The sequence below is a fragment of the Citrobacter sp. L55 genome (genome assembly GCF_002850715.1).
GTDB lineage: Bacteria > Pseudomonadota > Gammaproteobacteria > Enterobacterales > Enterobacteriaceae > Citrobacter > Citrobacter braakii.
Genome location: NZ_KZ559399.1, coordinates 254,655 through 274,724, shown reverse-complemented (window position 1 = coordinate 274,724; position 20,070 = coordinate 254,655). Strand labels below are relative to the sequence as shown.

Genomic DNA, 20,070 nt, shown 5'->3' with positions numbered 1-20,070 from the left:
GCAATTCTCTTAGTAAACCAGTACGGCGCGACGGTTTTTGGCGTAAGCCGCTTCGTCATGACCCAGTACTGCAGGTTTTTCTTTACCGTAAGAAACGATGGAGATCTGGTCAGCAGAAACGCCTTTACCCTGCAGGTACATCTTAACGGCGTTCGCACGACGCTCACCCAGAGAGATGTTGTACTCAGGAGTACCACGTTCGTCCGCATGACCTTCTACGGTGACTTTGTAAGACGGGTTGCTACGCAGGAAGTTAGCGTGAGCATCCAGCATTGCAGCGAAGTCAGAACGGATATCGTACTTGTCCAGATCGAAGTAAACGATGTTGTTCTGCTGCAGCTGTTGCATCTGAAGACGCGCTTGCTCTTCAGAAGACATGTTGCCGCTGCCGTTTGCATCCATACCAGTGCCGGCACCCAGCATGCCTTCGCTGCCGTCATTGCTGGCGTTCTTGTTAGAAGAACACGCTGCAATAGCCATAACAGGCAGAGCAATCATCAGCCCTTTCAGCACTTTGTTCAGTTGCATTTCAATGATTCCTTTATTAATCAATTATTTATTATCACAGATACGGCGACCAGGCAGGGAATTTAACCTGACCATCAGTTGCCGGAAGACGCGCTTTGAAACGCCCATCTGTAGAAACCAAATTCAGCACGGATCCCATCCCCTGAGAAGAGCTGTAGATTACCATAGTGCCGTTAGGTGCCAGACTTGGCGTTTCATCCAGGAACGTTGACGACAGGACTTGTACGCCACCCGCTACCAGATCTTGTTTGGCAATGTGCTGCTGACCATTGGCTGAGCTTACCATTACCATAAACTTACCGTCGCTGCTCACATCCGCATCCTGGTTTTGCGAACCTTCCCAGGTAATACGCTGCGGAGCACCGCCGTTGACGTTAACTTTATATACCTGCGGACGACCGGCCTGGTCAGAGGTAAAGGCCAGGTTTTGGCTGTCCGGGAACCAGGTAGGTTCCGTGTTGTTGCTGCGACCATCCGTCACCTGACGGATCTGACCGGAACCAATGTCCATGACATACAGGTTCAGGCTACCGGTTTTAGACAGGGCAAACGCCAGTTTGCTGCCATCCGGAGAAAACGCAGGTGCACCGTTGTGACGTGGGAACGACGCTACCTGACGAACCGCGCCATTAGACAACGTCTGAATAACCAGCGCAGAACGACCGCTTTCGAAAGTGACGTATGCCAGTTTCGAACCGTCCGGAGACCATGCCGGAGACATCAGCGGCTGCGGAGAACGGTGTACCACGAACTGGTTGTAGCCATCGTAGTCGGATACACGTAATTCGTACGGGAACTGGCCGCCGTTCGTCTGAACAACATAAGCGATACGGGTACGGAATGCACCTTTAATACCGGTCAGTTTTTCAAACACTTCGTCACTTGCAGTATGGCCCGCGTAACGCAACCACTGCTTGTTCACTTTATAGGTGTTCTGTGCCAGTACGGTACCCGGTGCGCCACCGGTATCTACCAGTTGATAAGCAACGCTGTAGGAACCATCCGGATTTGGCGTAACCTGACCTACTACCACGGCATCAATACCCAGCGCAGACCATGCGGCAGGTTGAACTTCCTGTGCGGTACCCGGCTGCTGCGGCAGACGAGAACGGTCTAACGGATTAAATTTACCGCTGTTACGCAGGTCAGCGCCTACGATACCACCGATATCTTCAGGTGCAGCACCCGGCCCTGCCCACTGGAAGGGGACAACACCAATCGGGCGTGCCGAGTCCACCCCCTGGGTGATCTCGATACGTACTTCTGCGTGCAGCACCGCTGCCCACAGCATCAGAAAACCAAATGCTACTCGTAATGCCTGCTTCATCATATCTCCCTTATCTGGACGGAAAGCCCACGATAATTTAGCAGAATGTTAACAAACTCAAATACACAAAACTACCAGAACGCTGTCTCAACCTTAGACCGTTTCCCCTGAATTCTCAGGGACGTTATTACAGTTTAAAGTCCAGCTTGGCATCTTTTACTTTTTCATAAACAGCCTGGCTAGGCGGTTTAGGAATTCTGGCTGTTTTCGCAGCCGTCAGCGCAGCCTGACACAATGCCGGATCTCCGCCCTCTTCGGTCACATCCAGTAACAGACCATCGGGTGCTAACTTGATATGTAATACGCAAGATTTACCCGCATACAAATCGGCACCATACAGACGGCTCTGGATCGCATTACGAATTTGAGATGCGTAAGCACTGATATCAGCGCCAGATGCACCGCCATTTGCACCACTTGTACCACTATCTTTCGCCGGTTGACCGTTTCCTTTCGCTCCACCACCTGATTTCGGTGCATTCTTACCGGAGCTTAAGTCGCCCAACAAGTCGTCAACGCCAGAGGCTGCAGCTGCTTTTTCGGCCGCAGCCTTTTTCGCAGCCGCCGCTTTATCTGCCGCAGCTTTCTTATCGGCAGCGGCTTTCTCGGCTGCAGCTTTTTTATCTGCTGCTGCTTTTTCCGCTGCGGCTTTCTTATCAGCCGCAGCCTTTTCAGCAGCGGCAGCTTTCGCGGCAGCGGCTTTTTCTGCTTTCTCCGCAGCAGCTTTCTCGGCTGCTGCTTGCTTAGCGGCTTCAGCCTGAGCTTTCTTCGCAGCGTCTGCGGCAGCCTTAGCAGCTTGTGCTTCGGCAATTTTCTTCGCATCAGCGGCGGCTTTAGCGGCTTCAGCCTCTGCTTTTTTCTGTGCGTCCGCAGCGGCTTTCTTCGCGGCATCTGCCGCTTGTTTCGCCTGAGCATCAGCTTTGGCCTTCGCGTCTGCAGCAGCCTTCGCCGCAGCTTCTTCAGCCTGTTTCTGTTGCTCTTGCGCTTTCGCGGCGGCGGCTTCGGCCTGTTTCTGCTGTTCCGCCTGTTCGCGCACTTTTTCTTGCGCGGCTAAACGTTCTTTTTCAAGTTGCTTCAGTCGCTCTTGCTCGGCCGCCTGCTTCTCGCGAAGTTCCTCAGCTTGCTGCTGCGCCTGTTTTTCACGCTGCTCTTCTGCACGTTTAGCACTTGCCTGCTGTTGCTGTTGCCTGTCGTACTGTTGCACAACGGCGCCAGGATCGACCATAACGGCGTCGATGGACGAGCCGCCACCGCCGCCGGCTGAAGCATCAATGTGCTCATCGAACGAACTCCAGATCAGCGCTGCAAATAAAATGACATGCAGCACCGCTGAAATAATTATCGCCCTTTTGAGCTTGTCGTTTTGTTCGGTTGCCTTTGACACTCTCGGTTCCCAAAAAACTGTTCGCCTGTTACGCGCTATCTTTCAAGCCAGCAAAACGCAGTCATCAGATTGGCTGCGTCATCAAGCCAACCGATTTTACGCCTGCACTGTGTAACAAGTTCAGCGCTTTAATTATTTCATCATAAGGCACGTCTTTCGCACCACCGATTAAAAAGACCGTTTTCGGATTGGTCTGCAGGCGACTTTTCGCTTCCGCGATAACCTGCTCCGGCGGCAGTTGATCCATACGATCTTTCTCAACGACCACGCTGTATTGCCCTATCCCGGAAACTTCAATAATGACCGGCGGTTCGTCGTTACTGCTGACAGCTTGCGATTCGGTCGCATCCGGCAGGTCGACTTCCACACTCTGCGTAATAATCGGCGCGGTTGCCATAAAGATCAGCAACAGCACCAGTAGTACGTCGAGCAGCGGTACAATATTGATTTCGGACTTGAGTTCGCGACGACCTCGTCCACGCGTTCTGGCCATGGCTTACCCCTTGTTGCTCTCGCTAACGGTAAACGCCTGGCGGTGCAGAATCGCGGTGAACTCTTCCATAAAGTTGTCGTAATTCAGTTCCAGCTTGTTCACGCGCTGATTCAGTCGGTTGTAAGCCATAACCGCCGGGATTGCCGCAAACAGACCGATAGCCGTTGCAATCAACGCTTCCGCGATACCCGGTGCGACCATTTGCAGCGTTGCCTGTTTTACCGCGCCTAACGCGATAAATGCGTGCATGATCCCCCAAACAGTACCGAACAGGCCGATATACGGGCTGATAGAGCCGACGGTGCCGAGGAATGGAATATGCGTTTCCAGCGTTTCCAGTTCACGGTTCATCGAGATACGCATCGCACGGGATGCCCCCTCAACGACCGCTTCCGGCGCATGACTATTCGCCCGATGCAGACGCGCAAACTCTTTGAATCCGCTGTAGAAAATTTGTTCCGAGCCCACCAGGTTATCACGACGCCCCTGGCTTTCCTGATACAGGCGCGACAATTCAATGCCGGACCAGAACTTGTCTTCAAATGCTTCGGCTTCACGTGAAGCCGCATTAAGAATACGGGTCCGCTGGATAATAATGGCCCAGGATGCGATTGAGAAACCAATCAAAATCAACATGATAAGTTTAACCAGAAGGCTTGCCTTCAGGAACAAATCAAGGATATTCATGTCAGTCACTGCTTAAACTCCGCGACAATAGACTTGGGAAGCGCACGAGGCTTCATTTTGAGTGGATCAACGCAAACAATCAGAACTTCGGCTTCATTCAGCACGGTGTTCTCTGCGTTGACAATGCGTTGCGTGAAAACCAATGAGGTGCCACGCATTGACGTAATTTCGGTTTGGACTTCGAGCATATCGTCGAGCCGGGCAGGCGCAAAATACTCCAGCGTCATCTTGCGCACCACAAAGGCTACACGTTCGGCCAACAGGACCTGCTGACTGAAGTGATGATGACGCAGCATTTCTGTGCGTGCTCTTTCGTAAAAAGCGACGTAGCTGGCGTGGTAAACCACCCCTCCGGCATCGGTGTCCTCATAGTAGACACGAACCGGCCATCGAAACATATACTTGTTCATTCTTACTGCCTCTTTGTTGGCTTCGCCCACTCACACCGGTCGCTTAACTTTGTAAGCGCCTGGTGACTCGCGTTCTTGCCGCCGCGATGCTTCAAGAATGTCGTTGTATATCGCGCTGTATTCACTTTACATCCCGGTAATGCAATTAAGTTGCGTCCTGATGGTCCAGTGTCGCCACCGCACACAACTCCAGGGCACAACCTTAGGTTAATGCTTTCAAACTTCGCTACTATACGCGCGGGAATGGTGGTTTGGAATGGGGGAAAGTAAACGGAGAGTAAAAATTTATGGGCTTATGCAAGCCCATAAATATTTAAGGATGTTTCTTATTCAAAAGAAGAAGAAAATCAGACCAACAACCAGGACGATATCCGCGATTAGCGGGCAGAAAATGCCCTGCCAGTGTACGGCGCGAGGACGAAAACCAACGCCGTGAATGATGCCTGCGCAGACCGCCCACATCAGCAGGAGACCATGCCAGATTTCCAGCTCACTGGTTTTGGCCGCGAAACGTGACGGATCCCAGAATATGCAGCCAGCCAACACGATTGCCAGCACAAAGGAAAGCGCCCGCAAGGGGCGCTTGTCCATCGCGTTATACTGCATCGCGATAATGTTGGTCATCAGCTATCTTCTTGTCCGGCTTTGCCTGATTCAACGTGCTCAAGCGCCAGCGCTGTGATTATCCCAAATGCACAGGCAAGAAGCGTTCCCAAAATCCATGCGAAATACCACATTTTAAGCTCCTTACTTAGTACAGAGAGTGGGTGTTGCTTTCAATATCTTCTTTGGTGATGCGACCGAACATCTTCCAGTAACACCAGCCGGTGTACAGCAGAATGATCGGAACGAACACACAAGCTACATACGTCATCAGATTCAGCGTCAGCTGGCTGGACGTTGCATCCCACATGGTCAGACTTGCGTTCATCATGGTGCTGGATGGCATCACAAACGGGAACATTGCGATACCAGCCGTCAGGATGATGCAGGCTAACGTCAGTGAAGAGAAGACGAACGCCCATGCCCCTTTCTCCATACGAGAAGTCAGGATGGTCAACAGCGGCAGAACCACGCCCAGTGCAGGAACCAGCCACAGGATAGGTGCATTGTTAAAGTTCACCATCCATGCGCCAGCCACGCGAGCCACTTCTTTGGTCAGCGGGTTAGAGGCGGCATGATGATCCAGTGCTGAGGTCACAACATAACCGTCAATACCGTAAATCACCCACACACCAGCCAGCGCGAAGCAGACCATAGTGACCAGTGCGGCAACCTGCGACGTTGCACGCGCACGCAGATGCAGTTCACCTACCGTACGCATCTGCAGATAGGTCGCGCCCTGGGTGATGATCATCCCAACACTCACGACACCCGCCAGCAGACCAAACGGATTCAGCAACTGGAAGAAGTTACCGGTGTAGTACAAACGCATGTAGTCGTCTACGTGGAACGGAACCCCTTGCAGCAGGTTGCCGAACGCCACGCCAATAACCAGCGGTGGAACGAAGCTACCAATGAAGATGCCCCAGTCCCACATGTTGCGCCAGCGCATGTCTTCAATCTTGGAGCGGTAATCAAAACCGACCGGACGGAAGAACAAAGACGCCAGTACCAGGATCATCGCCACATAGAAACCGGAGAACGCAGCGGCATACACCATCGGCCAGGCAGCGAACAGTGCGCCACCCGCGGTGATGAGCCAAACCTGGTTACCGTCCCAGTGCGGGGCGATGGAGTTAATCATAATTCGACGCTCGGTATCATTACGACCGAGGAAACGGGTGAGCATGCCCACCCCCATGTCGAAGCCATCAGTGACCGCGAAACCAATCAGCAGAATGCCAACCAGCAGCCACCAGATAAAACGCAATACTTCATAATCGATCATTTGACGACTCCTGTCTTAGCGTGCCGGCTGAGAAGTCACAGTGGACTGCTCGTAGTGATAACGACCGGTTTTCAGGCTACTCGGCCCAAGGCGTGCGAACTTGAACATCAGATACAGTTCAGCCACCAGGAACAGGGTATACAGGCCGCAAATCAACAGCATCGAGAAGATGAGGTCGCCAGCGGTCAGCGAAGAGTTCGCTACGGCTGTTGGTAACACTTCACCAATCGCCCACGGTTGGCGGCCGTACTCTGCAACAAACCAACCGGATTCAATGGCAATCCACGGTAGAGGAATCGCATACAGCGCGGTGCGCAGCAGCCATTTTTTCTCACCGATACGGTTACGAATCACGGTCCAGAAGGACACTGCGATGATTGCCAGCATCAGAATGCCGCATGCCACCATAATACGGAAAGCGAAGTAGAGCGGCGCAACGCGAGGAATAGAATCTTTCGTTGCCTGCTGAATTTGCGCTTCGGTCGCGTCGGTGACGTTATCCGTATAGCGTTTCAGCAGCAGACCATAACCCAGGTCTTTCTTCATGCTGTTGAACTGGTCGCGAACGGCCTGATCGGTAGTTCCTGCACGCAGTTCTTCCAGCAGTTGATACGCTTTCATCCCGTTACGGATGCGCTCTTCGTGCTGCACCATCAGGTCTTTCAGACCAATGACCGGTGTATCAACAGAGCGGGTGGCAATGATGCCCAGCGCATAAGGAATTTGAATCGCAAAATGGTTTTCCTGCGCATCCTGGTCCGGAATACCGAACAGGGTAAAGGAAGCCGGTGCAGGCTGCGTTTCCCATTCCGCTTCAATAGCAGCGAGTTTGGTTTTCTGCACGTCGCCCATTTCGTAACCGGATTCATCACCCAGAACGATAACAGACAGAATAGCAGCCATACCAAAGCTGGCGGCGATTGCAAAAGAACGTTTAGCAAACGCGAAGTCACGACCGCGCAGCATATAGTAGGAGCTGATCCCCAGAACGAACATCGCGCCACAAACATAACCAGATGCCACAGTGTGAACAAATTTCACCTGTGCTACCGGGTTGAGCACCAGTTCAGAGAAGCTCAGCATCTCCATGCGCATGGTTTCAAAGTTGAAATCCGCGGCGATTGGGTTTTGCATCCAGCCGTTCGCAACCAGAATCCACAGTGCGGACAGGTTAGAACCCAGGGCCACCAGCCAGGTGACGCACATATGCTGGACTTTACCCAAACGGTCCCAGCCGAAGAAGAACAGACCTACAAAGGTGGATTCGAGGAAGAAGGCCATCAAACCTTCGATCGCCAGCGGCGCACCGAAAATATCCCCTACATAGTGGGAGTAGTAAGACCAGTTAGTCCCGAACTGGAACTCCATGGTCAGACCGGTTGCCACACCCAGAGCGAAGTTGATACCAAACAACTTGCCCCAGAACTTGGTCATATCTTTATAAATCTGTTTGCCGGAAAGGACGTAGACCGTTTCCATGATGGCCAGCAAGAACGCCATACCTAGCGTCAGTGGCACAAACAGGAAGTGGTACATCGCGGTCAAGGCAAACTGTAAGCGCGACAGTTCGACTATATCTAACATCATGACTCCTTGCTCATCGCATGAAGACTCCGAGAGTGAACCCCGTTAGAAAGGGTCACACGCATGCCCCAATACAAATTTATCTGCTTCCCTCCGCCGCTGCTCTTTCTTCTCATTTGAAGAAAGGACAATGATGAAAGGTTACAAACATGTTAATAAAACACTCAAATTGATCCCGCAATTATATTACGCCGTAAAATCCTTACAATAAACAGGTTTTTATCGAGGTAAATTTGCATTTTTCGATAGTGATCAATTTATAGCTAATTTATCACTTTCAGACCAATTTGATCTGCAGCAATTTAACCTCTTTTGAGGCTGTTTACCAAGTTTTAAACATTGATTTAAATCAATTTTCAAATTTAATGTTAATAGTGTTTAACAGTCAGGCGACTAGTGAACACCATGTTAACGGTATGTTTTTCAATGAGTAATTGCCGTTACTACAAATGATAGGATATTTATTTAAATCTACACGATCTTTTAACCCGCCCGACTGACAAAATTGCCAGCAGATAAAGAGTCACTATTGCTGGGTAGCTCACAGTTTTTTGTTTAGCAAGTCATGGAATTGTTATTTCATACAAATTATTCATTTAAATTTTACTTATAATTAACACCAAGATGTAACTATCTCAAATGGAAGCGAAAGCGTCCCTCATTGACTGACGCATTGGGTTTGACGTTCCTCAGCACAGCGCAGGCGTTTCGCTTAAAGCATCACTGAAAGTTATCACTCACTTCTCTTTTTCTCTTATGTGGCAACGTTTAAATATGCCACAAACAATTCATTATCATTTTTATCTTAAATTTAACAAAATATAATTATGTCATATAAGATTAAAAAATAAAAAACCGTTATCCCGTTCACAAGTTATTTAGTAAAGATAATTTTTTAAATTATAAAAAATGACACATGAATGAGACGCACAACAAAATAAGATTTCGATCACAAACATGGCAAGTCATTTATTCTTCATTTTCCTGGCAAATTAAAAAAATCCGCAAAAACAACATTCAACTACCTGATAAACAAGGATTTTTATAAATAAAAAATATAACAATCATTTTGCGCAGGATATTTTGAAAATAGATCAATTGCTTCCTTTTCCGCTTACACAGAAACTCCGAACCTATTAAGAGGTTGTCACAAACCATGTTCTAAATATTAGAAAATAATTTTCACTTATTGACCATCAGCCCTACAGAGGATTACCCATGAAGAAATCTACACTTGTTATTGGCGTCATCGGTGCTGACTGCCATGCAGTAGGTAATAAAGTTCTGGATCGCGTTTTTACTGCTCATGATTTTCACGTAATCAACCTCGGGGTGATGGTGAGCCAGGATGAATATATTGATGCCGCGATTGAAACAGGCGCCGATGCCATCGTGGTGTCCTCTATCTACGGTCATGGCGACATTGACTGCCTCGGGTTACGTGAGCGCTGCATCGAACGCGGCCTCGGCGACATTCTGCTGTACGTCGGTGGCAACCTGGTAGTTGGTAAACATGACTTCGGTGATGTGGAAGTGAAGTTTAAGGAGATGGGTTTTAACCGCGTCTTCGCACCGAGCCACGACCTGGAAGATGTCTGCGCGCTTATCACCAATGATATTCGCCAACACAATGGCCTCGAGCAGCGTTGCCTGGAAGAGGCTATCTGATGCAAACAGTTTCTGTCGATATCGGCTCGACATGGACCAAGGCTGCCCTCTTCGCCCATGAAGGCGAGGAATTAACCCTGGTAAACCATGTCCTGACCCCAACCACCACACATCATCTGGCAGACGGTTTTTTTGCCAGCCTGAATCAGGTGCTGAACGTTGCCGATGCTCGCCCGTTACTGAAAAGTGGTGAAGTGCAGTTGAAATACTCCTCCTCGGCCAAGGGTGGACTTGCCGTTGCAGCAATGGGGCTGGTGCCTTCCATTACGCTGGAATCAGCAAAAGTTACCGCCCATTCGGCAGGAGCGAAAATCGCGCAATATTATTCGTACAAACTGAACCGGCATGACATCCAGGAGCTGGAATCATCACCGCCAGACATTCTGTTGTTTACCGGTGGTACAGACGGTGGCGAAGAAAGCTACGGCCTGGCGAATGCGCATGCGCTGGCAGGCTCAACGCTTGATTGCGCCATTATCTACGCCGGAAACCGGGACATTCAGGACGAAATACAAACGATTCTGGGACATAAAGATCTGACCACGGTAGACAACATTCTGCCTGATCTCGATCACCCAAATCCGTTTGCCGCGCGCCAGGCGATTTGCGATGTGTTCTTGTCACGCATTGTCAAAGGTAAAGGTCTGGACGTCATCGTCGGCGAAACCGGTGAAGAGCCAATGCCGACGCCATGGACGGTATATGAGTTAGTCAAAGCCATTAGCGATTACGACAGCGCATGGAAGGAATTCATGCTGATTGATATGGGCGGAGCCACCACGGATGTCTATTCGGCCAGCGCGAATACCCTCTCCCCCGATACCGTCCTGCATGGTGTTCCTGAACCGTTCGTCAAACGTACCGTTGAAGGCGACCTGGGAATGCGCGTTTCCGCCGTCGTGGTGGGAGAAAGTACGCAGGATATGGTGAAAGTCATCTTCGCCCAACAACCGCAGCGCGAGGAAGCGTTTTACCGCTACCTGCGTCATCTGGTTGGGCAACCGGATTACCTGCCGCTCAGCGAGGAGGAGAAATATTTCGACACCCTGCTGGCAGGTTTGTGCGTGGGCTATGCCGCTGAGCGCCACGCGGGCACTAAAAAGCAGGTTTGCACCTGCGTGGGTAACGTGGATTTACAGATGGGTCGCGATCTCACCACCGTACGCAAAGTCGTCGGTTCAGGGGGATGGCTCTCTCGCGCCAGCCAGTTCGATATCCATAACTGGCTCAAATACCGGGAGCTGGACGACCAGGGTAAAAGAATTTTGTTACCGAATCAGTTTGAGTATTACCGCGATTCAAATGGCCTGCTCCCGCTACTGGCAAACGTCGCCAGGCTGTACCCGCAAGCCGCTGCTCGCACCAGCATTCAGTGTTTAACCCTATAAAACTTAAGGCAGCTACGAATGGAACTTCGAAATAAAAAATTGACCCATGACGAATTCATGACCGAAAGGCATCAGGTATTACAAACCTGGGAAACCGGCAAAGACGTTGAGAACTTCGAAGATGGCGTGAAGTACCAGCAATCAATTCCGGATAAAAAGCGCTTCTCCCTTGCTCTGCTGAAGGCCGATCAGGAAGGGAAAACCCTGAGCCAGCCGCGCGCAGGCGTAGCATTAATGGATGAGCATATTGCGCTGCTCAAAACATTGCAGGAAGAGTGCGACCTCCTGCCGAGTACTATCGATGCCTATACCCGTCTGAACCGCTATGAAGAAGCCGCTGTCGGGATCCAGAAATCTATCGAAGCAGGTACTTCCAAGCTGAATGGTTTACCGGTCGTCAATCACGGGGTTGCTGCCTGCCGTCGTATGACTGAAGCGCTGGAAAAACCGATCCAGGTTCGTCACGGCACGCCGGATGCGCGCCTGCTGGCAGAAATCGCCATGGCCAGTGGCTTTACCAGCTACGAAGGCGGCGGCATCTCCTACAACATTCCTTACGCTAAACGTGTCACTCTGGAAAAATCCATCCGCGACTGGCAGTACTGCGACCGCCTGATGGGCCTGTACGAAGAGAACGGTATTCGTATCAACCGTGAACCATTTGGCCCACTGACCGGCACCCTGATCCCGCCGTTTATGTCCCACTCGGTGGCGATTATCGAAGGTCTGTTGGCTCTGGAACAAGGCGTCAAGTCAATTACCGTTGGCTACGGCCAGGTCGGTAGCCTAACGCAGGATATTGCAGCGATTCAGGCGCTGCGCGAACTTTCCCACGAATATTTCCATAACCACGGCTTCGACGATTACGAACTGAGTACCGTTTTCCACCAGTGGATGGGCGGATTCCCGGAAGATGAAGCAAAAGCCTTCTCCGTTATCGCCTGGGGCGCAGCGGTTGCTGGTATGTCAGGTGCCACCAAAGTGATCACCAAAAGCCCGCACGAAGCGTTCGGTATCCCAACGGCGGCAGCGAACGCCCAGGGTCTGAAAGCTTCGCGCCAGATGCTCAACATGGTCAGCGACCAGAAATTCCCGCAGTGCGCTGCCGTGGAGCAGGAAGTTGATCTGATTAAGAGCGAAGTCCGCGCGGTACTGAAGAAAGTCTTCGAACTGGGCAATGGCGACATTGCGCGCGGTACGGTGCTGGCCTTTGAAGCAGGCGTACTGGATGTACCTTTCGCGCCCGCCGCCTGTAACGCCGGTAAGATCCTGCCTGTTCGCGATAACACAGGGCCATCCGTATTCTCGAAGCTGGCTCCGTTCCGCTGCCGAAAGACATTCTCGCCCTGCACCACGACTACGTCGCAGAGCGCGCGCATTTCGAAGGCCGCAAGCCTTCTTTCCAGATGGTCATTGATGACATCAACGCCGTATCCCACAGTAAATTAATAGGAAGACCATAATGAAAATTAAACAGGCCCTTTTCACAGCTGGCTACTCCTCATTTTATTTTGACGATCAGCAGGCCATCAAAAACGGCGCCGGTCATGACGGGTTTATCTATACCGGCGCTCCGGTAACGCCTGGATTTACGTCTGTTCGTCAGGCGGGTGAATGCGTATCCGTACAGCTGATTCTGGAAAACGGCGCGGTAGCGGTGGGCGATTGTGCAGCAGTGCAATATTCAGGTGCAGGTGGACGCGATCCGCTGTTCCTGGCTGAAAACTTCATTCCGTTCCTTAACGATCACATCAAACCGCTGCTGGAAGGCCGTGACGTTGATTCGTTCCTGACCAACGCCCGTTTCTTTGACGAACTGCGTATTGACGGCCATCTGCTGCATACCGCCGTACGTTATGGTCTATCTCAGGCGCTGCTCGACGCGGCAGCACTGGCTACCGGTCGTCTGAAAGCAGAAGTGGTTTGTGATGAATGGCAACTGCCGTGCGTCCCGGAAGCCATTCCATTATTTGGCCAGAGCGGCGACGACCGTTATATCGCCGTCGACAAGATGATCCTCAAAGGTGTGGACGTCCTGCCGCATGCGCTGATCAATAACGTAGAAGAGAAGCTGGGCTTCAAAGGCGAAAAACTGCGTGAGTACGTCCGCTGGTTGTCTAACCGCATCCTGAGCCTGCGCACCAACGAAACCTATCACCCGACGCTGCATATTGATGTCTACGGCACCATCGGTCTGATCTTCGATATGGATCCGGTGCGTTGCGCCGAATACATCGCCAGCCTGGAAGCCGAAGCTCAAGGCCTGCCGCTGTACATTGAAGGCCCGGTAGATGCCGGTAACAAGCCGGATCAGATCCGCATGCTCACCGAGATCACTCAGGAGCTTACCCGTCTGGGTTCCGGCGTGAAAATTGTTGCGGATGAATGGTGTAACACCTATCAGGATATCGTGGACTTCACCGACGCGGGCAGTTGCCACATGGTGCAGATCAAGACCCCGGATCTGGGCGGTATTCACAACATCGTCGATGCGGTGCTGTATTGCAACAAACACGGAATGGAAGCCTATCAGGGCGGTACCTGTAACGAAACGGAAATCAGTGCGCGTACCTGCGTACACGTCGCGCTGGCTGCGCGTCCAATGCGTATGCTGATCAAGCCGGGTATGGGTTTCGATGAAGGTCTCAACATCGTGTTTAACGAAATGAACCGCACCATCGCGCTGTTGCAAACTAAGGATTAAGAGATGGCACGCACATTTAAGATCTTATCGCCTACGGCTATCCTGGGTTATGGCTTCCCGGAAGAAAGTTTTCGTAAAGCCATGGAAGAGTCACCGGATCTTATTGCTGTTGACGCAGGTTCCTCCGATCCAGGCCCCCACTATCTGGGGGCGGGTAAACCCTTTACCGACCGGGCCGGTGTGAAACGCGATCTGCGCTATATGATCGTGGCAGGCGTGAAGAACAACATCCCGGTAGTGATCGGCACGGCCGGTGGTTCTGGCGCAGCTCCGCATCTGGAGTGGTGTCGCCAGATAATCCATGAGATCGCACAGGAAGAAAAACTGTCCTTCTCAATGGCGTTAATCCCGTCTGATGTCGACAAAGAAATCGTTCATCAGGCGCTGGATAACGGCAAAATCACCGCGCTCGATTTTGTGCCTGAACTGACTCACGATGCAATTGAAGAGAGCACCTACATTGTCGCGCAGATGGGCGTCGAGCCTTTTCAGCGTGCGCTCGAAGCTGGCGCGCAGGTGGTTCTGGGCGGACGTGCCTACGATCCGGCCTGCTTCGCCGCGCTGCCAATAATGCAGGGCTTTGATGAAGGTCTGGCACTTCATTGCGGGAAGATCCTTGAGTGTGCTGCCATTGCTGCCACCCCTGGCTCCGGCTCAGATTGTGCGATGGGGATCATTGATGACAACGGCTTTACGCTGAAGGCGTTCAATCCCAAGCGTAAGTTCACTGAAACTTCCGCTGCGGCGCACACCCTGTATGAGAAGTCCGATCCGTACTTCCTGCCAGGACCAGGCGGCGTGCTGAACCTGAAAGCGTGCACCTTTACCCAGGTTAACGAGGGCGAAGTGTATGTCAGTGGTTCACGTCATGAAGAAACACCGTATGCGTTGAAACTGGAAGGCGCGCGCCAGGTTGGCTTCCGTTGCCTGACCATCGCCGGAACGCGCGACCCAATTATGATTGCCGGGATTGACACCATTCTCGAAGAGGTACAGGCAAGCGTGGCGCGTAACCTCTCACTGAATGACGACAGTATCCGCATGACGTTCCACCTGTATGGTAAGAACGGTGTGATGGGCAACCATGAACCGATGAAAACCGCCGGTCATGAGCTGGGGATTTTACTGGATGTCGTTGCGCCGACGCAGGATATCGCCAACAGCGTTTGCTCGCTGGTACGCTCTACCCTGCTGCACTACGGCTATGAAAATCGCATTGCGACTGCGGGCAACCTCGCCTTCCCGTTCTCGCCATCTGATATTCAAAGTGGACCGGTGTATGAGTTCTCGATCTATCACCTGATTGAAGCGAGCGATGCGCTGCGATTTGATTTCCACATTGAACAGGTGACGCCAGAAGGAGTTCAGGCATGAAACACTCAATTTGTTCACTGGCGCAGGTTATTCGCTCCAAAAACGCCGGACCGTACGAACTGGTTTTAGATATTTTATTTAAAACCAGGGAAGACTATCAGCGGGTAAAAGCCTGCGAGCAATTAACGCCGCAGCTCATTGCCAGTTTATATAATGTTGAACCTGACTTCATTCACAATATCGTGTGGTTCGATCCGGCGAATGCCGTAAAAATCGTCATGCCGCGCGATATTATTTCCGGCAACGTCGGTGATAATGATGTTTATGGTGCTCAGCAACACGCTCCATTATTAAGTATTGAGTTCGACTTGTAACAAAAAACACAATAACAACCATTGGAGCACAGAATTCAGCGGTATCACAGTGCTTCGAATTATTCATGCGGTTGGTCACAACAGGCGTGCGTCTGAGCTGCTGTCCAGGCTCAGGCGCACGCCACCCTACACAATTCCAATTACCAGCCTTTATCCGATGGAGTACACATGAAGAAAATAAGTTTAACGAAGATGATCATATTAGGCCTGATACTCGGCATGATTGCCGGGGTGGCCATAAATAATATGGCCGCGGCTGAAACCGCAAAATCCTATGCAGCAGATATTTCTATTTTTACCACCATATTCTTACGCATGGTAAAAATGATTATCGCGCCATTGGTTATTTCAACTCTGGTTGTTGGTATTGCCAAAATGGGCGATGCCAAAACGCTGGGACGTATATTTTCGAAAACCTTCTTCCTGTTTATTTGCGCCTCTCTGGTGTCAATTGCACTGGGTCTGGTTATCGTTAACATCTTCCAGCCAGGCGCGGGGATCAACTTCGTGCCACATGACGTCGGGGCTGTTGCCGCCGTTAAGTCAGAGCCATTCACGCTGAAAGTGTTCATCTCGCACGCGGTACCGACCAGTATTGTCGATGCGATGGCGCGTAACGAAATTCTGCAGATCGTAGTGTTCTCAATTTTCCTCGGTTGCAGCCTGGCCGCGATTGGTGAAAAAGCCGAGCCTATCGTGAAGGTTCTGGATTCACTGGTACACGTGATGCTGAAGCTGACGGGCTACGTCATGCTGTTTGCACCACTGACCGTTTTTGCCGCTATTTCTGGTCTGATTGCCGAACGTGGTCTGGGTGTGATGGTCAGCGCCGGGATCTTCATGGGTGAATTCTATCTGACCCTGGGTATGCTGTGGGCAATCCTGATTGGCCTGTCAACCATGATAGTCGGGCCTTGCATCGCGCGTTTGACCAAATCAATCCTCGAGCCTGCACTGCTGGCCTTTACTACCTCCAGCTCAGAAGCCGCCTTCCCTGGCACCCTGGACAAGCTGGAAAAATTCGGCGTTTCTTCAAAAATCGCCAGCTTCGTTCTGCCTATCGGTTACTCCTTTAACCTGGTCGGCTCCATGGCGTACTGCTCATTTGCCACCGTCTTTATTGCTCAGGCGTGCAACATTGAGCTGAGCATGGGCGAGCAAATTACCATGCTGTTAATCCTGATGCTGACCTCTAAAGGGATGGCGGGCGTACCGCGTGCATCAATGGTGGTTATCGCCGCAACCCTGAACCAGTTCAACATTCCTGAAGCCGGTCTGATCCTGTTGATGGGCGTCGATCCGTTCCTCGATATGGGTCGTTCTGCTACCAACGTCATGAGTAACGCAATGGGTGCTGCCATTGTAGGTCGCTGGGAAGGTGAACACTTCGGCCAGGGTTGTCGTGGCACTGCACCAGTGAAGACCCCGGAACAAGAACGTCCGGTTACCGAAACAGAAGTCGCGTTGTCCTGATACGACGTTATTGCCGGATGGCGCTTGCGCTTATCCGGCCTGCATAACGTTTCACTATCCGTTGGCCGGATAAGGCGGTACACCGCCATCCGGCACCATGATGAGTACACCAACAGGATTGCACCATGACTAAAACTCTTCTCGGCGTGAGTATTTTTTCCTTCAGCGTTTTGTTCAGCGCAACGACTCTCGCGCAAACCACGCCGGATTACGCAAAGCTTATCGACCAGGCACATCAAAAATATAAAAGTAACCACGATGGAAAAGTCGCCGACTACATCCCTGCTCTGGCGACCTACAGTCCGAATAACTTTGCCATCACCATTGCCACGGTGGACGGCAAGATCTACCAGGTTGGCGATGTTAACAAACCCTTCCCCATGGAATCCCTGAGCAAAGTCTTCACCATGGCGCTCGCCATCGAACAGCACGGCCCTCAGGTGGTGCTGGAAAAACTCGGGGCCAATGCCACTGGCATGCCCTTCAACTCCGGTTTAGCGGTTGAGCTGACCAAAGGCGCGCCTGAGAACCCGCTGGTAAACGCCGGGGCGATGAGCACCGTTAGCCTGATTGAAGCCAAAGACAAAACCGATCGCTGGAACAAAATCCTCGACAACCTGAACGTCTGGGCCGACGCCACGCTCACGGTTAATGAGCCGGTCTTTAAATCCGAGATGGAAACCAACCAGCACAATCAGGCGCTGGCGAAGCTGATGGAATCCTATAACAGCTTCTATGGCAATACCGACGAAGCCGTCGAAATTTATACCCGTCAGTGCTCGGTGGATATCACCGTTGAGCAACTGGCCAAAATGGGGGCGGTACTGGCGAACAAAGGCAAATCTCCATTCAACGGCAAGCAGTTGCTGAATGAAAAATATGTTCCGCAGGTGCTGGCAGAAATGGCGATTGCCGGACTATACGACGGCAGCGGTAAATGGCTCTACACCGTGGGCATCCCGGCAAAAAGCGGCGTCGGCGGCGGCATGGTCGCCGTTGTCCCGGGCGAATATGCGATTGCCGTCTATTCTCCGCCGCTGGATGAAGCCGGTAACAGCGTTCGCGCCCAGAAAACGATCGAATATGTCGCCGAAGCGACAAAAGCCAATGTCTTTTTAGCGCATTAAGCAATTACGGATGGCGTGAGCGCCATCCGACATATTAACTAAAAGGTGAGATGTAAACATGTCTAAACCATTTGTCTGGCAGGAACTCTTTGTTCAGAGTAAAGATAATACCGAATATGAATTACTGAGTAACCAGCACGTTGCAGTAACGGAGTTAGACGGAGAGGAAGTGATTAAGGTTGCGCCAGAAGCGCTAACCTTATTAGCCCAGCAGGCATTTTATGAGGCTTCATTTTTCCTGCGCGCCGGACATTTAAAACAGATAGCCAGCATTCTGCACGATCCGCAGGCCAGCAGTAACGATAAGTACGTCGCATTGCAACTGCTGCGCAATGCTGAGGTTTCGGCCAAAGGCGTCCTGCCCAACTGCCAGGATACCGGGACGGCAACCATTGTGGCCTGCAAAGGACAGCATGTCTGGACCGGCGGCGATGATGCAGAAGCATTAAGCAAAGGCGTGTACACCACCTTCACCGAAAACAACCTGCGTTACTCGCAAAATGCCCCGCTGGACATGTATACCGAGGTCAATACCCAGACTAACCTGCCGGCGCAAATCGACATCAGCGCCACGCCGGGTAACGAATACCGTTTCCTGTTTGTCAACAAAGGCGGCGGCTCTGCTAACAAAGCGGCGCTGTTCCAGGAAACCAAATCTATTCTGCAGCCGGAAAAGCTCACCGCGTTTCTGATCGAAAAAATGAAATCACTGGGTACAGCCGCCTGCCCGCCGTATCACATCGCTTTCGTCGTTGGAGGCTTGTCCGCCGACCAGACGCTGAAAGTTGCTAAACTGGCTTCAACTAAATATTACGATAACCTGCCCACCAGCGGGAACGAACTGGGTCAGGCATTCCGCGATACGGCGCTGGAAGCCGAGCTGCTTAACGCCAGCCGCGAGTTTGGCATCGGCGCGCAGTTTGGCGGCAAATACTTTGCCCACGATATCCGGGTGATCCGCCTGCCACGCCACGGCGGCTCCTGCCCTATCGCCATGGCTCTCTCCTGCTCAGCCGACCGCAACATTAAGGCCAAAATCAACAAACACGGAATCTGGCTGGAAAAACTCGAGCATAATCCGGGCAAATTTATTCCCGATTCACAGCGGGTAGAAAATGGCGCCCAGACCGTACAACTGGATCTGAATCGTCCGTTGCGCGAGATCCTGCAGGATCTCACCACTCTGCCAATTGGGACGCGTTTATCGTTAAACGGCCCGATTGTTGTGGCTCGCGATATCGCGCATGCCAAAATCAAAGAGCGCCTGGATAACGGCGAACCGATGCCAGATTACATGAAAAACCATATCGTCTATTACGCGGGCCCGGCTAAAACCCCCAGTAATCTGGCCTGCGGTTCGCTAGGTCCCACAACCGGCGGGCGCATGGACGGTTACGTCGATGCTTTCCAGGCCGCGGGCGGCAGTCTGATCATGTTGTCGAAAGGCAACCGCAGCGCGCAAGTCACGGATGCGTGTCGCAAACATGGTGGTTTTAACCTCGGCAGCATTGGCGGCGCCGCAGCCTTGTTGGCGCAGCAGTACGTGAAGAGCCTGCACTGCCTTGAATATCCCGAGTTGGGAATGGAAGCGGTGTGGATGATGGAAGTTAAAAATATGCCGGCCTTCGTATTAGTGGATGACAAAGGCAATAACTTCTTTAGCCAGTTTGAGCAGCAGCACCGCTGCGCAACCTGTCCGGCAGGACATTAAGGAGTCA

At 51.7% G+C, this 20,070-nt stretch carries 17 protein-coding genes and 2 pseudogenes; 9 read left to right on the top strand and 10 right to left on the bottom strand.

Features of this window, described 5'->3' with window-relative positions; genetic code table 11:
- Positions 1–9: 9 nt before the first annotated feature.
- The 10 genes from pal to cydA form a co-directional block, all read right to left on the bottom strand.
- A complete protein-coding gene (gene pal / locus B9P82_RS01290) occupies positions 10–528 on the bottom strand; it encodes a peptidoglycan-associated lipoprotein Pal (protein ID WP_003022983.1) in 519 nt (172 codons plus the stop codon).
- A 34-nt stretch (positions 529–562) separates the two neighbouring features.
- On the bottom strand, positions 563–1,855 hold the full coding sequence (gene tolB / locus B9P82_RS01285; RefSeq protein ID WP_003022981.1) for a Tol-Pal system beta propeller repeat protein TolB: 1,293 nt from the start codon (positions 1,853–1,855) through the stop codon (positions 563–565).
- Between the two features lie 127 nt (positions 1,856–1,982).
- Positions 1,983–3,239 carry a cell envelope integrity protein TolA gene (tolA, locus tag B9P82_RS01280; RefSeq protein WP_016152313.1) on the bottom strand — a complete coding sequence of 419 codons (1,257 nt, stop codon included), beginning with the start codon at positions 3,237–3,239 and terminating at the stop codon, positions 1,983–1,985.
- A gap of 64 nt (positions 3,240–3,303) precedes the next feature.
- Complete coding sequence (tolR, locus tag B9P82_RS01275) at positions 3,304–3,732, bottom strand: colicin uptake protein TolR (protein ID WP_003022978.1); 429 nt, start codon at positions 3,730–3,732, stop codon at positions 3,304–3,306.
- 3 nt (positions 3,733–3,735) lie between these two features.
- Positions 3,736–4,428, bottom strand: a complete 693-nt coding sequence (gene tolQ, locus B9P82_RS01270) for a Tol-Pal system protein TolQ (protein ID WP_016152312.1) — start codon at positions 4,426–4,428, stop codon at positions 3,736–3,738.
- Positions 4,425–4,829 (bottom strand): tol-pal system-associated acyl-CoA thioesterase, encoded by a 405-nt coding sequence (gene ybgC / locus B9P82_RS01265; RefSeq protein WP_003831439.1) that lies wholly within the window; start codon positions 4,827–4,829, stop codon positions 4,425–4,427. The genes tolQ and ybgC overlap by 4 nt, the downstream gene beginning before the upstream one ends.
- Before the next feature lie 330 nt (positions 4,830–5,159).
- Entirely contained in the window at positions 5,160–5,453 is a 294-nt protein-coding gene (ybgE, locus tag B9P82_RS01255; RefSeq protein ID WP_016152311.1) for a cyd operon protein YbgE, read from the bottom strand.
- Complete coding sequence (cydX, locus tag B9P82_RS01250) at positions 5,453–5,566, bottom strand: cytochrome bd-I oxidase subunit CydX (RefSeq protein WP_003022970.1); 114 nt, start codon at positions 5,564–5,566, stop codon at positions 5,453–5,455. The genes ybgE and cydX overlap by 1 nt, the downstream gene beginning before the upstream one ends.
- Positions 5,567–5,580: 14 nt before the next feature.
- Positions 5,581–6,720, bottom strand: coding sequence for a cytochrome d ubiquinol oxidase subunit II (cydB, locus tag B9P82_RS01245; RefSeq protein WP_016152310.1), 1,140 nt, complete (start codon positions 6,718–6,720; stop codon positions 5,581–5,583).
- A gap of 15 nt (positions 6,721–6,735) precedes the next feature.
- Positions 6,736–8,304: a cytochrome ubiquinol oxidase subunit I gene (cydA, locus tag B9P82_RS01240; RefSeq protein WP_016152309.1), complete on the bottom strand. Its 1,569-nt coding sequence runs from the start codon at positions 8,302–8,304 to the stop codon at positions 6,736–6,738.
- Between the two features lie 1,218 nt (positions 8,305–9,522).
- Here cydA and glmS point away from each other — a divergent pair.
- The 9 genes and pseudogenes from glmS (at position 9,523) to B9P82_RS01195 (ending at position 20,063) form a co-directional block, all read left to right on the top strand.
- Positions 9,523–9,972 carry a methylaspartate mutase subunit S gene (gene glmS, locus B9P82_RS01235; RefSeq protein WP_016152308.1) on the top strand — a complete coding sequence of 150 codons (450 nt, stop codon included), beginning with the start codon at positions 9,523–9,525 and terminating at the stop codon, positions 9,970–9,972.
- Complete coding sequence (gene glmL / locus B9P82_RS01230) at positions 9,972–11,360, top strand: methylaspartate mutase accessory protein GlmL (RefSeq protein ID WP_016156015.1); 1,389 nt, start codon at positions 9,972–9,974, stop codon at positions 11,358–11,360. Before glmS ends, glmL begins: the two co-directional genes overlap by 1 nt.
- Positions 11,361–11,378: 18 nt before the next feature.
- Positions 11,379–12,823, top strand: a pseudogene (locus B9P82_RS01225) (methylaspartate mutase subunit E).
- Positions 12,823–14,064, top strand: coding sequence for a methylaspartate ammonia-lyase (locus B9P82_RS01220; RefSeq protein WP_016152305.1), 1,242 nt, complete (start codon positions 12,823–12,825; stop codon positions 14,062–14,064). Before B9P82_RS01225 ends, B9P82_RS01220 begins: the two are co-directional and overlap by 1 nt.
- 3 nt (positions 14,065–14,067) lie before the next feature.
- The gene (locus tag B9P82_RS01215) at positions 14,068–15,438 is read left to right on the top strand and encodes an acyclic terpene utilization AtuA family protein (protein ID WP_016156013.1); all 1,371 of its coding nucleotides are present in this window, start codon (positions 14,068–14,070) and stop codon (positions 15,436–15,438) included.
- Positions 15,435–15,752, top strand: coding sequence for a DUF4387 domain-containing protein (locus tag B9P82_RS01210; protein WP_016152303.1), 318 nt, complete (start codon positions 15,435–15,437; stop codon positions 15,750–15,752). Before B9P82_RS01215 ends, B9P82_RS01210 begins: the two co-directional genes overlap by 4 nt.
- A gap of 168 nt (positions 15,753–15,920) precedes the next feature.
- Positions 15,921–17,202 (top strand): annotated as a pseudogene (locus tag B9P82_RS01205) (dicarboxylate/amino acid:cation symporter); the annotation flags it as partial.
- A 148-nt stretch (positions 17,203–17,350) separates the two neighbouring features.
- Positions 17,351–18,352, top strand: a complete 1,002-nt coding sequence (glsA, locus tag B9P82_RS01200) for a glutaminase A (RefSeq protein WP_101699833.1) — start codon at positions 17,351–17,353, stop codon at positions 18,350–18,352.
- A gap of 58 nt (positions 18,353–18,410) precedes the next feature.
- Positions 18,411–20,063: a class I fumarate hydratase gene (locus B9P82_RS01195; protein ID WP_016152300.1), complete on the top strand. Its 1,653-nt coding sequence runs from the start codon at positions 18,411–18,413 to the stop codon at positions 20,061–20,063.
- Positions 20,064–20,070: the final 7 nt, after the last annotated feature.